The sequence below is a fragment of the Nonomuraea sp. NPDC059023 genome (assembly GCF_042740095.1).
Lineage (GTDB): Bacteria > Actinomycetota > Actinomycetes > Streptosporangiales > Streptosporangiaceae > Nonomuraea.
In genome coordinates this window covers 79,401-92,476 of the sequence record NZ_JBHYIO010000017.1, presented here as the reverse complement: position 1 = coordinate 92,476, position 13,076 = coordinate 79,401, and the positions used below count along the sequence as shown (strand labels likewise).

The following is a 13,076-nucleotide window of genomic DNA, read 5'->3' as shown; positions in this document are numbered from 1 at the left end:
AAGAAGCGTCTAAGGCCGGGCAGCGTAAAACGGCCGCCGCCCTCGTGGACGAGGGCGGCGGCCTATTACGGCGAGCAGCCGGAAACCGGTGAAGCTAGTCGCGGTGGAGCTTGCGGTAGGTGACGCGGTGGGGGCGGGCGGCGTCGGCGCCCAGGCGCTCGATCTTGTTCTTCTCGTAGTCGGCGAAGTTGCCTTCGAACCAGAACCAGTTCGAGCCCTCCTCCCAAGCCAGGATGTGCGTGGCGATCCGGTCAAGGAACCACCGGTCGTGGGAGGTGATGACGGCGCAGCCCGGGAAGTCGAGCAGGGCGTTCTCCAGTGAGCCCAGCGTCTCGGTGTCGAGGTCGTTGGTGGGCTCGTCGAGCAGGAGGACGTTTCCGCCCTGCTTGAGGGTGAGTGCGAGGTTGAGGCGGTTACGCTCGCCGCCCGACAGCACGCCGGCCTTCTTCTGCTGGTCGGGGCCCTTGAAGCCGAACGCCGCGATGTACGCGCGCGAGGGCACCTCGACCTGCCCGACCTTGATGAAGTCGAGGCCGTCGGAGACGACCTCCCAGACGTTCTTGTTCGGGTCGATGCCGCCGCGCGACTGGTCGGCGTAGGAGATCTTGACGGTGTCGCCGACGATGATGGCGCCGTTGTCGGGCTTCTCCTGGCCGGTGATCATGCGGAACAGCGTGGTCTTGCCGACGCCGTTCGGGCCGATGATGCCGACGATGCCGTTGCGGGGCAGGTCGAAGGTGATGTTCTCCATCAGGACGCGGTCCTCGAAGCCCTTGGTGAGCTTCTCGGCCCTGATCACCGTGGTGCCCAGGCGCGGGCCCGGCGGGATCTGGATCTCTTCGAAGTCCAGCTTGCGGTGCTTGTCGGCCTCGGCGGCCATCTCCTCGTAGCGCTGCAGACGGGCCTTGCTCTTGGTCTGGCGGGCCTTCGGGTTGGAGCGGACCCACTCCAGCTCGTCCTCCAGGCGCTTCTTGCGCTTGACGTCCTTCTGGCCCTCGACCTTCAGACGCTGCGCCTTGGCCTCCAGATAGGTGGAGTAGTTGCCCTCGTAGGCGTAGCAGCGGCCGCGGTCGAGCTCCAGGATCCATCCGGCCACGTTGTCCAGGAAGTAGCGGTCGTGGGTGACGGCCAGGACGGTGCCCGCGTACTTCTCCAGGTGCGACTCCAGCCACTGCACGCTCTCGGCGTCCAGGTGGTTGGTGGGCTCGTCGAGCAGCAGCAGGTCGGGCGCCTCAAGCAGGAGCTTGCACAGCGCCACGCGGCGGCGCTCACCACCGGACAGCGTCGTGACGTCGGCGTCGGGCGGCGGGCAGCGCAGCGCGTCCATGGCCTGCTCGAGCTGCGAGTCGAGCTCCCACGCGTTGCGGTGGTCGAGCTCGTCCTGCAGCTTGCCCATCTCCTCCAGCAGCGCGTCGCTGTAGTCGGTGGCCATCAGCTCGGCGATCTCGTTGAAGCGGTCGAGCATCCCCTTGGTCTCGGCCACCGCCTCCTCGACGTTGCCGAGGACGGTCTTGTCCTCATTGAGCGGCGGCTCCTGCTGGAGCATGCCCACGGTGTAGCCGGGCATCAGCTTGGCGTCACCGTTGGAGGGCTGCTCCAGGCCCGCCATCATGCGCAGCAGAGTGGACTTGCCGGTGCCGTTCGGGCCGAGCACGCCGATCTTCGCGCCGGGCAGGAACGAAAGCGTGACATCGTTCAGGACAACCTTGTCGCCATGCGCCTTGCGTACGCGCTGCATCGTGTAGATGTACTCGGCCATGCCCTCTAGCTTAGGGCGTGTGTCACCCCGCCCCGGCCACGGTTGCGGTTAACGTGTGCGGGTGCGCCAGGGACGGGTCGAGGTCATCGCGGGGCCGATGTTCGCGGGCAAGAGCGAAGAGCTCCTGCGGAGGGTACGGCGGGCCGTCATCGCCGGCCGCCGGGTCGAGGTGTTCACCCACCGGCTGGACGTACGCAGAGGCGCGGACCGGATCTCCTCCCACGCCGGCGCCGGCCACCCGGCCCGCTCGACCGAGACCGCCGCCGGGATCGAGTCCATAGCCGACCCCGCCGCCGATCTGGTCGCGGTCGACGAGGCCCAGTTCTTCGGCCCCGATCTGGCCGAGGTCGCCGACCGGCTGGCGGTGCGCGGCGCCGTCGTGGTCGTCGCCGGCCTGGACGTGACCTTCGACCGCCGGCCGTTCGAGCCGCTGCCGTCTCTGATGGCGCTGGCCGAGCACGTGACGAAGCTCACCGCGATCTGCCTGGTCTGCGGCAACGACGCGATCTTCCACGAGCGGGTGACGCAGGCGGACGGCAGCGCGACCGATGTGGTCGCCGAGCACGTGGGCGGCGAGGACAAGTACCAGGCCCGCTGCCGGGTCCACGTCAGAAGGTAGGGCTAGCCCCCCTATGGTTCGGGGTGTCCACGGGCTTAGAACGGGGGGAGATCTTCAACAGACTCATCAGCATGACCACCGAGACGATCGCGCGGCCGGGTACCGGCAGCGACTACGCCCGGCTACTCCAGCGCGTGACCGACGCCGGCCTGATGCGCCGGCGCCCCGGCTACTACGTGGTGCGAATCGGCCTCATCCTCGGCCTGTACGCCGGAGGCCTGGCCGCCTTCTTCGCGCTCGGCGACTCCTGGTGGCAGGTGGGCGTGGCCGTGTTCTTCGCCGTCATGTTCGCCCAGGTCGCACTGGTTTCCCATGACATCGCCCACCGTCAGGTCTTCCGTACCGAGAAGCCCACCAGGATGACCGGCTGGGTCACCGGCAACCTGCTCGTCGGCATGGGCTACGGCTGGTGGATGGAGAAGCACACCCGCCACCACGCCAACCCGAACCACGAGGAACTCGACCCGGACGTCCGCCCCGACGTCATCGTCTGGTCCAAGGAGCAGGCGCGCTCCAGCAAGGGCCTGGCCCGCATCATCGGCCCCCGCCAGGCGCTGCTGTTCTACCCGCTGCTCCTGCTCGAAGGCCTGAACCTGCACGTGTCCGGCTTCCGCTCGCTGACCAACCCGAAGCTCAAGTTCAAGGCCGTCGAGGGCGTCCTGCTGACCGTTCACGTGGTCGGGTACCTGGCGGCGTTGTTCATGGTGCTGTCGCCGGTGAAGGCGCTGATCTTCCTCGCGATCCACCAGGGACTCTGGGGCCTGTACATGGGCTCGGTCTTCGCCCCCGGGCACAAGGGCATGCCCACGCTCAAGCAGGGTGAGAAGCTCGACTACCTGCGCCGCCAGGTCCTGACCACCCGCAACGTGCGCGGCGGCGTCGTCACCGACATCGCGATGGGCGGCCTCAACTACCAGATCGAGCACCACCTGTTCCCGAACATGCCCAGCCCGCACCTGCCTCTCGCCCAGTCGTTCGTCCGCGACCACTGCGCCGAGATCGACGTGCCCTACTACGAGACCAGCCTGATCCAGTCGCACCGTGAGGCCCTGCAGCACATGCACGAGGTCGGCGAGCCGCTGCGGCTGGGCAACCTCGAGTAGCGGCCGGGGTCTCGAAGGGGCGGGCGCGGGAGGGGAGCGCCCGCCCCTTCGGCGTCAGTGCCGGTGTCCGTCGTCGCCGTGCTGCGGCTCCGCGGAGTTCTCCACCGCCGTGTACGGCACCGCCGCCACCTTGGCCATCGCGCCGGAGACGGCGGCGGCCGGATCGGGACGGCCAGCGTGCGCGCACTGCCCGGTCGCGGCACCGGTGATCCGGTTCGCCGCGCCCAGGTTGGCGGGGGCGGCGCTGTTGCCGGTGCAGACCAGCGCGCCCCGCACGGTGCTCCCGGCCAGCGCCGGCGCCTGGTTCCCGGTGAGCACGAGCGCCCCGCGCACCTCGGTCCCGGCGATGACAAGGGCGTCCGTGGTGCCCTTGATCTCCACCGCGCCGTTCACGCGGCCCTTCAGCAGGTGCACCTGTGCCGCCTTGGACGTGCTCAGGACGCCGGAGATGCTGCCGCCGCGCATGACCAGGGAGGCGCCGGGCCGTACCGACACGGGACCGGACACCTTTGCACCTTCCAGGCAGGTGACACCGGACGTGATCACCAGCGCGCCGCGGTACGTGCCCGTGATCGTGCGGTCGCACGCGGGCGGCGGCGCCATCGTGGCCACCCGGAAGCTGCCGGCCCTGCCGTAGTTGCCCGCGGCGTCGATGGAGCGGTACTCGATCGTGTGGCGGCCGCGCGGCAGCTTGCCGTAGACGAGATGGTCGATGACGGTGCCGCTCTCGCTGAACGTCCACGGCAGGTCGGCCGAGGTCGGCCAGCCGAAGTAGTTGAACCAGCCGTCGCCGTCCACGCGCGACTCGGACACCACGTAGCCGTCCTTGTCGTCGCGGCCGGTCAGCCGCATCGTGAACGGCCCGTTGTACAGGTACAGATCACCGTCCTTCACCACAGGATCGGACAGCTCGTAGCCGGTCGTGGGCGGCGTCCCGTCAACGGTCCAGGTCACCGTGTCCGCCCCGGCGGTCGCGGTGAGCGTGTGGACACCCGGGCTCAGGTCCTTGAGCGCGAAGTCGCTGCCCGAGTCGCCCACCTTCGTCCCGTCCAGCTTCCAGGTCACCGGGACAAGTTGCTGCGCCGGATGCGTGGTCTCCACGTACATGACGTCGCCGCGCCCGGCCGGCCTGGTCGTGGGCGCGGCCGAGACGATGCCGGGAGCCAGCCCGTCGGGCGGCGTGGTCAGCGTGGTGTCGACCGTCCAGGTCCTGCCGCGGGTGAGCGCGGCGCGCACCGCCGGGTCCCGCACGAACTCCGTCGTGTCCGCCACCGTCGCCGTGACCGTGTGCGTCCCCGGCGACAGGTTCAAGGTCCGCAGGTCAAGGGCATCCTCAGTCGAGGGTACGGCGGCGCCGTCCACACTCCAGGTCACCTTCAACGCGTGACCCAGCGGCCGCATCGGCTCCACCCACAACACCCGGTCCGCCCCCACCGGCGCGTTCACCGGCGTCGAACCCTGGATCACGTCCGTCTTCGCGGTGATGCGCTGCACCATCACCTCGCGGCTGACCTGGTCGAAGTAGTAGCCGAGCGACTTCATCATCGAGTGCCGCGAGGGCCGCCACACCCCCGTCGAGGCGTACAGCCCGCCCTCGAACCGCGCGATCGGCCCGCCCGACTCGCTCTCCTCACCCAGCCAGCGCCACCACTTGCGCTTCTGGTCGAGCATCTGCTGCTCGGTCAGCAACGAGTGGTGCGCGCTGGACGGCTCCGGCCCCGTGTAGGCGCCGCCGGGGACGCCGCGCTGGTAGTAGTCGTACTCGTCCTGGAGCCCGCCGAGGGAGTGGCCCAGTTCGTGCGGGCTGATCAGGGCCGACATCGCGTTGCTGCCGGAGGCGGTGGCGTAGGAGCCGCCCGCGCCGCCGTACGTCTTGCTGTTGCCCAGCGCCAGAATCTGCCGATTGCCCGGCGTGGTGCCCGTGACCATGTTGGCGTAGCGGTTGGCGGCGGAGTTGTTCATCGTGATCAGCCGCTGCACGCTCTGCGCGTTGCACTGCCCCCAGAACCCCATGCTCAGCGGCGTGTTCTTACGCGGCGAACTGAGATCAGGATCGCAGCTGATCCCGGACTCGCCCGAGACGATATCCACACGGTAGACGTTGATGTAGTTCCGGTAGCTCTTGAACGGCTCGATGGACCACATCACGTTGAGATGCCGGTCCACGTCGGTCTTGAAGGCGGCCTGCTCGCTCTCGGTATACCCGTCACCGAGAAGCACCAGATTGAAACGCTTGGCCGGATCCCCGGTGACCTGCACCGGAACCACCGTCGCCGCACCAGGCTCTGCGGCACTGGCGGGAAGGGGGTGGACAAGAAGGGATCCGGCCAGCAAGAGGGCGGCTAAGGCGCCGGTGGCGCGCAATGGGACCTCCGGAGTGTGGTACATGACGTGCTAGTACTATCCGCGCACGCCACCCATCCGTCCCATCTCACCTGGGGATAACCCCAGCGATATACCCCAACCCTGCGGTCAAGCACGCAACCTCCCCACCACCCAAGAACCCCCCACCCCAAACCCCAGCCCCGCAGCACAGCCCCGCAGCTCACACCCGATCCCCACGCCTGAGCCCCACGCCTGAGCCCCACGCCTGAGCCCCACGCCTGAGCCCCACGCCTGAGCCCCACGCCTGAGCCCCACGCCTGAGCCCCACAGCCGATACGCCTGCACATCACCGCCGCACCACACGCCCGAGACACCGGCGCCCGTCACGGACGCACAAGCAGGCTGCACGACAGGCGGGCGGGGCACCCCACGGCCGACGGAAGAACACCCGGCGAGCTACCGCCTGACAGCCGAGCCAAGCGGCACCGGGAACACGCGGGAGGACCAGGCCGCGTGGCCGGAGAGACTCGCGAAGCGGCGGCATGCCCCGTGTCTTGAGGCGCCACGCCACGCGCAAGCACGTGCTCCTGCCCCGAGGCGCCACGCCGGGCGCAAGAGCGTGCTCCTTATCCCGAGGCGCCACGCGGAGGGCGCAGGCGTGCCCGTGCCCCGAAGCGGCACGCGAAGGGCGGAGGCGTGCCGGTGCCTCGAAGCGGCACGCGGAGGGCGCAGGCCTGCCGGTACCCCGAGGCGGCACGGGAAGGGCGCAGGCGTGCCCGTGCGCCGAGGCGGCACGCGGCCGGGAGGGCCCGTGGTGAAGCCCTCACGCGCGCGGGTGCCGGGTGACAACTCCTGGGGTGGGGGTGGTCAGGGTGGAGGGAGGGGTGGGTCGGCTGGAGGTGGGGGTGGGGGCTGGACGGCGGGGATGCAGATGCGGTCGCGGCCCAGTTCCTTCGCGCGGTACAAGGCCAGGTCGGCGGCGGCGAGGAGTTCGATCAGGTCGTCGCCGTGGATGCTCATGATGGCGACCCCGGCCGAGATCGTGATGGTGATCATGGCGTCGTCGGCGGGGATGGCCATGCGGCCGATGCGGTGGCGCAGGCGTTCGGCGACGCGGCGGGCTTCGGAGATGTCGGCTCTCGGGAGGAGGACCACGAACTCCTCGCCGCCGAAGCGGCCCACGACGTCGTAGTCGCGGAGCTGGCCGCGCAGGGTGGCGGCCACGCCCACCAGGACCTGGTCGCCGACCAGGTGGCCGTGGGTGTCGTTGACGCGTTTGAAGTGGTCGATGTCGATGATCAGCAGGGCCAGCGTCTCGCCCGTACGGCGGGCGCGGACGATCTCGGTGTCGGCTTCGCGCTGCCAGGCGGCCGCGTTGAGGAGGCCGGTCTTCGGGTCGGTACGGGCCGCCGCCTGCAACTGGGCGTGCAGGAGGCTGCGCTGCAGCAGGACGACCGGCGGCAGCGCCAGGACCAGCAAGGCCAGGTTCAGGCCGCAGGCTATGGCCACCGTGACGCCCAGGCAGAGCTCGACCACGTCCAGCAGGACGCTCTCCCGGTCCCACAGGACGTCGCGCCAGCGGGTGTCGGGGTCGGCGGTGTGGGCGGCCACGGCGATGAGCGTGGTGTTGAGCAGGGCGAACAGCGTGGCGCAGGCCACCGCGTAGAGGATCGGGGTGCCGCCGCCTCTGGACAGGACGGCCGGGTCGGGGACCAGGTGGTGGAAGACCACCGAGGCGGTGCACCCGGCCAGGCCGATGGCGGCCGAGCTGAACACGCGCCGGTACAGGACCGTGGCGCGCACCCGCAACTGGAGCAACACCTGCAACAGGATCGGCGCGAACAGGGCGTAGACCGGCGGCAGCAGCAGCGCCACCGGCAGCCACCACGCCGACAACAGGTCGCGTGAGACACCGGCCGGCATGCCCAGCCGCCTGGTCGCCTCGATGCAGACCGCCCCACAGGCCATCAACGCGCCGAACATCAGCAGATCTGACCAGCTAAATTCGGCAGATGTCGCAAAGACGGCAATGGCCGCGACATCCAGGATTACGATCCCTATGAGATAGACCATGAGGGCGCGGCGCTGCCCCAGCAGCGGCCAGCGGCCGGCCAGTGTTGACACACCGTCGCGAGACTTGACCGAGGTGTGACTGGTCGCCGCCATCCCGTCTCCTCTCAAACTAACGATGTGTAACACAATAGTTGCGGAGTGTGCGTTGCGCGACGGGAACCGCTACCTTTGGCTCGGTGGCCTTTGCGTCAAGCGGCCACCGAATGGGATGCCGCTCACTCCGCGAGCGGGCCGTGCGGGAAAGGAGCAGCCATGGTGCGGGGCGTGACCTGGACCTGACAGATGCTCTCAACATCTGACACGGGCAACACCATCGGCTGATCCGCGCGGTGTCCGAGCTCGCCAGGCTCGGGGACACCGACACGTCACGGCCGGTGCCCCCTCCTCCTCCGCCCGCCTGAACTCAGGCGGCAGCCCGCTCCTCGACGGGATCGCCTGAGCCGTCGCCCGCTGCGCCGAGCACTCTCACCAGCGCGTCACCGTCATCGAGCGCGCCCTGCGGCTCCTCACGCCGCCCCCGCCGCCGCCCACGAGCGACCTCCGCCACCACGCCGCCCTTCCCCGGCTCCCGAACCGCCCCGACCCCGCCCTTCACCAGCTCACGAGCGCCACCGCCCTCGCCCTTCCCCAGCTCGCGAGCGCTTCCACCTTCGCCCTTCACCACCTCCTGTGCACCTCCGGCATCGCCTGCCCCGGGCTCACCCTCCGGCACGAGGCCACCGGCAACACCGAGGCCACCGGAGTCACCACCGGCGCTCTGGAGCGCGGGGTCGCCCGCCTCCCCCATGGACGTGCCCAGCACACGAACCTCCCCCGCCCCGGCCGGAAGGGCGGCACGGAGGGTGTCGCCGCCGGTCAGGGCGCGCTCACGGGACTCCAGCGTGCCGAACACCGGGTCGAGCTCCGCGGCACCGGACCGGGGCCGGCCGCCGCCGCCCATGGCCCAGTCCTGGGTGTCCTCGTCGAGCCGTTCCCGCCGTTCCCTGCTCACGATCGAGGCCCCGCGCTCCGGCTTGCTGAACACGCCGGTCCCCCACCGCAGGTCGTGACCCACCGAAGAGGCCTCCACCTCGGCCATGAACCGCCGGTCGTCCTCCGCCCCGAACTCCCTGATCCGCAACTTCCCCGACACCACGACCGGATGCCCGACCCGGATCGACTGGGCGACGTTGTCGGCCAGCGCGCGCCAGCACCGTACGGCGAAGCAGACCTTCTCCCCGTCGGCCCACTGCCCGGTCTTCTTGTCGAAATAGCGGTGACTGGTCAGCACCCGCAACGAGGTCACCCGGACCCCGTCCTCGAAGGTGTACTGGCGCGGCTCGGATGCGACGTTGCCGGTGAGCGTGATGTAGATGTCGTTCATCGGTTGCCTCCCATGCGGCGGGCGGGCTGCCCGCGGACGGAGGCCACGTTCTCGCGAACGGCACCCGGAAGAACCCGCCGAACCCCGTTCTGGGGACAACCTGCCCCTGTGGAGAACTCAGCCCGTGAGGCCCCTCATGGCGGCGGCGAACTCGTTGTGCCTGGTCAGCTCCCGCTCAACCGGCTCCACGACCATGCTCTCCGCCACCGCGCCCACCCGGCGGCGCATCTCCCGCTCCAGCCGCTCACGCTCGCGCGAGGCGCCCAGAACGACGAAGTTCCGCGAGGCGACCGCCGACAACGCGCCCAATCCGAGCACGGAGGCCATCATCACCCCGACCCAGGGCAGCGCCGCCGTATCGCCGAGCACCGCGAACGCGGACGGCAGCGAGTCACCGGCCGTCAGCCCGACCCCCAGCCACACCAGCCCGAGGAAGAACGCCGCCACCAGCGTGTACTGCCACGCCTTGAGCGCCCGCCACCACCCCGGCACCCGGTCGAGTTCTGGCGCGACCTCGGCCAGCTCCTCGGTGAGCGCCTGCGGCAGTTGCCCGGAGCGCGAGCGCGCCGCGTGGTGCAGCCCCGTCCGCCAGACATCTGTCATCCCGCCCGACAGCCCGTCGGCCAGCGCCTGCACGGCGTTGACCACCTCGGCGGGCTGTGCGGTGATCCGCCCGGTGACGACCTGCATCTCGTCCAGCTTGAGGCTCTTCAGCGGATCCGGCCGGAACTTCGCGATCCATCGCGGGTACGGCCAGCCGACCCACCGCCCGGACCGCTCGGCGTAGATGTTCTCCATGGCCTCGCCCAGCGCGGGCACGCCCACGGCGTCGCAGAGCGCGTCCGTCAGCCCGACGCGGCGCGCGGCGTCGACGTTGGGCGGCGCCTCGCCCACGGGTGAGGTTTCGGCCAGCCGTCTGGTCAGCCGGTCAAGGTCGGCGTCGAGACGCTGGATGGCGGCCCTCCGGCGGGAGACGGCGTCGGCGATCACGCTCTTCAGGCTGTCGATGCCGCGCCCGGAGACGGCCGAGGTGGGCACAACGGTCGGCTGCGCCACGCCCTCGCGCTTGAGCAGGTCGTTGAGGTCGATGACCAGCTCGGCCAGTTCCTCGTGGGAGAGCCGGTCGGACTGGTTGAGCGCGAAGACGGTGACGGCCTCGTGCCCGGCCAGGTCGGTGACGTAGCGGCGGTGGGTGGAGGCGTCGGCGTACTTCTGCGGGTCGAGCACCCACACCACCAGGTCGGCCAGCCCGATCAGCCGGTCGGCCTCGTTGTCGGTGAGCGCCCTGATCGAGTCGTGGTCGGGCAGGTCGAGCAGGATCAGCCCGTGCAGGCGGCTCTCGCCCTTGTCGAGCGCGCTGGCGCGGGCGAAGCGGTGCCGCCACTGCACCTGCAGCCAGTCGAGGAGCGGCGCCGCGCCGTCGAGCCCCCACACGCAGGCGTGGGTACGCGCCGTCGTCGGCCGCCTGACGCCCGTCGGCGACAGTTCGAGCCCGGAGACCGCGTTGAACAGCGTCGACTTGCCGCTGCCCGTGCCTCCGGCCAGCGCGACCACGGTGTGCTCGGACGAGAGCTTGAGCCGGTCGCCCGCACGCAGCAGCAGGGCGCCCGAGTCGGTGAGCAGCTTCTCGTCGAGCCGTCCGGGGCCGAGCTCCACGATCTTGGAAAGGGCGTTGAGCCGGGGGCCGAGCCCCGGCCTTCCGGTGGTGGTGACAGCCGTCATCGAGCGACCTCGAGGTTGTATGTCGCCTGGTAGAGCCTCGTCGCGGCCGACTCGTCCGGTATCCCGGCCGCGTCGAGCGCCTGCACGTAACGCATGGATTCCTCGTCGAACAGCACACCGATCCTGGCTCGCAGGTCGCTGAGCGCCTTCGCGCCGATGCCGCGCAGCGACTCGGCGCCGAGCAGGGCGTTGACCAGCTTGTGCGGCACGCCCTCGACGCTGCCGCCGCTGAACATCGCCACCATGAAGATCAACGCCAGCGAGTCGGCGTCGAACGACACGATCTTGGAGATCGACCGCTTGGCCACGCCTTCGGTCCTGACCAGCTCGGTGACGTGCTCCTGCCAGGCCGCGATGGCCCGGTTGGCCCGGCGCGCGAGCTCGTCGGAGGGGCGTTCGAGCCCGGCCCCGAGCAGCCCGCCCAGCTCCGCGCGGTGCCGCCAGCGGGCCACTACCTCCTCGGAGGCCCGGTTGGCCGCCGCCGCGATCAGCGACTCCAGGCCGGTGCGGATCGCGGTGCGGAAGGCCTGGATGCGCTCGGGCGTCTGCTTGGCCGCCTTGCCGCGCCGCCGTACCTGGAGGGCGCGGGTGAGTTCGCCGGAGCCGGTGAAGTCCTGCCAGCGGGCCAGCACCTCGCCGTTGACCAGCGAACCGTTCTTGGTGGCCCGCTCGATGTCGGACAGCGCGCCCAGGTAGGCGGCCTCGACGTCGGTACGCAGCTCGTTGCGGAAGGCGACCTGCTCCTCCAGTTGCCTGGCCAGTTCCGGCACGCGGGTGCGGAAGCTGTCGAGCACGCCGTCCAGCGTCTCGCGTACGGCCAGGGCCCGGCGCTCCTCGTCGACGGAGAGTTCGGCCAGCCAGAGCCGCAGGTCGGTGACCTCGCTGTCGGGCAGCCTGCCGTCGGTGACCGTGGCCTCGTTGACCACGAACCGGTCGGCGTCGCCCAGGCCGTACTCGGTGAGCATGCGGACGAAGTGCTTCACAACAACGTCGCGCGCCCTCGGCTGGACCCGGGAGAGCACGATCCCGAGCCGGGCGCCGCGCTCCTTGGCCAGCCGCAGCAGTTTCCACGCGGGCGCGTCGGCGTAGCGGGCGGCGGTGGTGACGAAGATCCACAGGTCCGCGGCGTCGAGCATGCGGTGGGCGACGTCGTGGTGCTCCTCGACGACGGAGTCGATGTCGGGGGTGTCGAGCAGCGCCACGCCCTGGGGCAGCTTCTCGGTGGACACCACGACCAGGCTGTCGAGCCCGGTCTCCGGGGTCGGCTTCTCGATCCGCGTCAGCCCGCCGAGCAGCTCGCCCGAGCCGAACCACGGCAGGTCGTCGGGGTGACAGGCGAGCACCGGTGTCCCGGTGGTGGGCCGGCGCACGCCGGTGCGGCTGATGTTCTTCTCCGCCAGGCTGTTGACCAGCGTGGACTTGCCCGCGCCGGTCGACCCGGCCACCACGATCAGCGCCGGGGCCGTGCTGGTGCGCACCCGGGGCAGCACGTAGTCCCGCAACTGCGCCAGCAGGTCGTCCCGCGCCTGCCGCGCCTCCTCGGCGCCGGGCAGGTCGAGCCCGAACCTCAGGTCGGCCACGCTCAGCCGCAGCGCGTCGAGTGCGAGGCCGAGCCGCTGAGCCGCCTCCTTGGGCAGCGCTTCCTCCCGCACCGCCCGCGCGGGCGCGCCCTCACTCTTTTCCGGTACGGCTCCCGCCGCGTCCTCGGCCACCTCCGTGGCCTCGTCAGTCGTGGCCTCGTGATCGGTGGCCTCGTCGTCAGCCTCAGCCTCGGCGTCCGCGTGATCCGCTACCTCTGGCGCCTCGGCGGCGTCCTCGGCCTCAGCGGGACCGTCGTCGTCTCCGGCCTCGTCGTCATGCTCGGCGACCTCACCGGCGTCCTCGTCCGCGACGTCTTCTTCCACGACGTCCTCTTCCACGACGTCCTCGGCGGCGACGTCCTCGGCGCCCGGATCCTGGGTCGCCTCGGCCTCCGGCGTCTCCTCCGGTGGCTCGCCGTCGTGCTCGGCGGCCGGGTCGGGGGCGGCCGGCCGTACCTCTGCGGGCTGTCTGATGGGAGGCATGAACAGCGTCCGCTCCCCCGCGGACTCCTGGTGCCCGTCACCCATGGCA

General features: G+C 70.5%; 8 protein-coding genes. 2 read left to right on the top strand and 6 right to left on the bottom strand.

Annotation, left to right across the window (positions count from 1 at the left end; translation table 11 throughout):
* Positions 1-94 precede the first annotated feature (94 nt).
* Positions 95-1,759: an energy-dependent translational throttle protein EttA gene (gene ettA, locus ACFWYW_RS27740; protein ID WP_379614871.1), complete on the bottom strand. Its 1,665-nt coding sequence runs from the start codon at positions 1,757-1,759 to the stop codon at positions 95-97.
* Positions 1,760-1,820: 61 nt separating this feature from the next.
* On the opposite strand from ettA, the gene ACFWYW_RS27735 reads away from it, so the two are divergent.
* Both ACFWYW_RS27735 and ACFWYW_RS27730 read left to right on the top strand, forming a co-directional pair.
* On the top strand, positions 1,821-2,378 hold the full coding sequence (locus ACFWYW_RS27735) for a thymidine kinase (RefSeq protein ID WP_379614869.1): 558 nt from the start codon (positions 1,821-1,823) through the stop codon (positions 2,376-2,378).
* Between the two features lie 71 nt (positions 2,379-2,449).
* Entirely contained in the window at positions 2,450-3,481 is a 1,032-nt protein-coding gene (locus ACFWYW_RS27730; RefSeq protein WP_379614867.1) for a fatty acid desaturase family protein, read from the top strand.
* 54 nt (positions 3,482-3,535) lie between these two features.
* On the opposite strand, the gene ACFWYW_RS27725 is transcribed toward ACFWYW_RS27730, so the two are convergent.
* The 5 genes from ACFWYW_RS27725 to ACFWYW_RS27705 all read right to left on the bottom strand — a co-directional run bounded on the left by ACFWYW_RS27725 (position 3,536) and on the right by ACFWYW_RS27705 (position 13,072).
* Complete coding sequence (locus tag ACFWYW_RS27725) at positions 3,536-5,740, bottom strand: M64 family metallopeptidase (protein ID WP_379614865.1); 2,205 nt, start codon at positions 5,738-5,740, stop codon at positions 3,536-3,538.
* A 933-nt stretch (positions 5,741-6,673) separates the two neighbouring features.
* Positions 6,674-7,789 carry a GGDEF domain-containing protein gene (locus ACFWYW_RS27720; protein WP_379614863.1) on the bottom strand — a complete coding sequence of 372 codons (1,116 nt, stop codon included), beginning with the start codon at positions 7,787-7,789 and terminating at the stop codon, positions 6,674-6,676.
* A gap of 493 nt (positions 7,790-8,282) precedes the next feature.
* Positions 8,283-9,242, bottom strand: coding sequence for a single-stranded DNA-binding protein (locus ACFWYW_RS27715; protein WP_379614861.1), 960 nt, complete (start codon positions 9,240-9,242; stop codon positions 8,283-8,285).
* A gap of 117 nt (positions 9,243-9,359) precedes the next feature.
* The gene (locus tag ACFWYW_RS27710) at positions 9,360-10,964 is read right to left on the bottom strand and encodes a GTP-binding protein (RefSeq protein ID WP_379614859.1); all 1,605 of its coding nucleotides are present in this window, start codon (positions 10,962-10,964) and stop codon (positions 9,360-9,362) included.
* A complete protein-coding gene (locus ACFWYW_RS27705; RefSeq protein WP_379614857.1) occupies positions 10,961-13,072 on the bottom strand; it encodes an AAA family ATPase in 2,112 nt (703 codons plus the stop codon). The genes ACFWYW_RS27710 and ACFWYW_RS27705 overlap by 4 nt, the downstream gene beginning before the upstream one ends.
* Between the last annotated feature and the right edge of the window lie 4 nt (positions 13,073-13,076).

What these genes read in the sequence shown, in the direction of transcription:
- ettA (WP_379614871.1), bottom strand. Translation starts at nt 1,759, where the DNA reads ATGGCCGAGTACATCTACACGATGCAGCGCGTACGCAAGGCGCATGGC.
- ACFWYW_RS27705 (WP_379614857.1), bottom strand. Translation starts at nt 13,072, where the DNA reads ATGGGTGACGGGCACCAGGAGTCCGCGGGGGAGCGGACGCTGTTCATG.
- ACFWYW_RS27710 (WP_379614859.1), bottom strand. Translation starts at nt 10,964, where the DNA reads ATGACGGCTGTCACCACCACCGGAAGGCCGGGGCTCGGCCCCCGGCTC.
- ACFWYW_RS27720 (WP_379614863.1), bottom strand. Translation starts at nt 7,789, where the DNA reads ATGTTCGGCGCGTTGATGGCCTGTGGGGCGGTCTGCATCGAGGCGACC.
- ACFWYW_RS27715 (WP_379614861.1), bottom strand. Translation starts at nt 9,242, where the DNA reads ATGAACGACATCTACATCACGCTCACCGGCAACGTCGCATCCGAGCCG.
- ACFWYW_RS27730 (WP_379614867.1), top strand. Translation starts at nt 2,450, where the DNA reads ATGACCACCGAGACGATCGCGCGGCCGGGTACCGGCAGCGACTACGCC.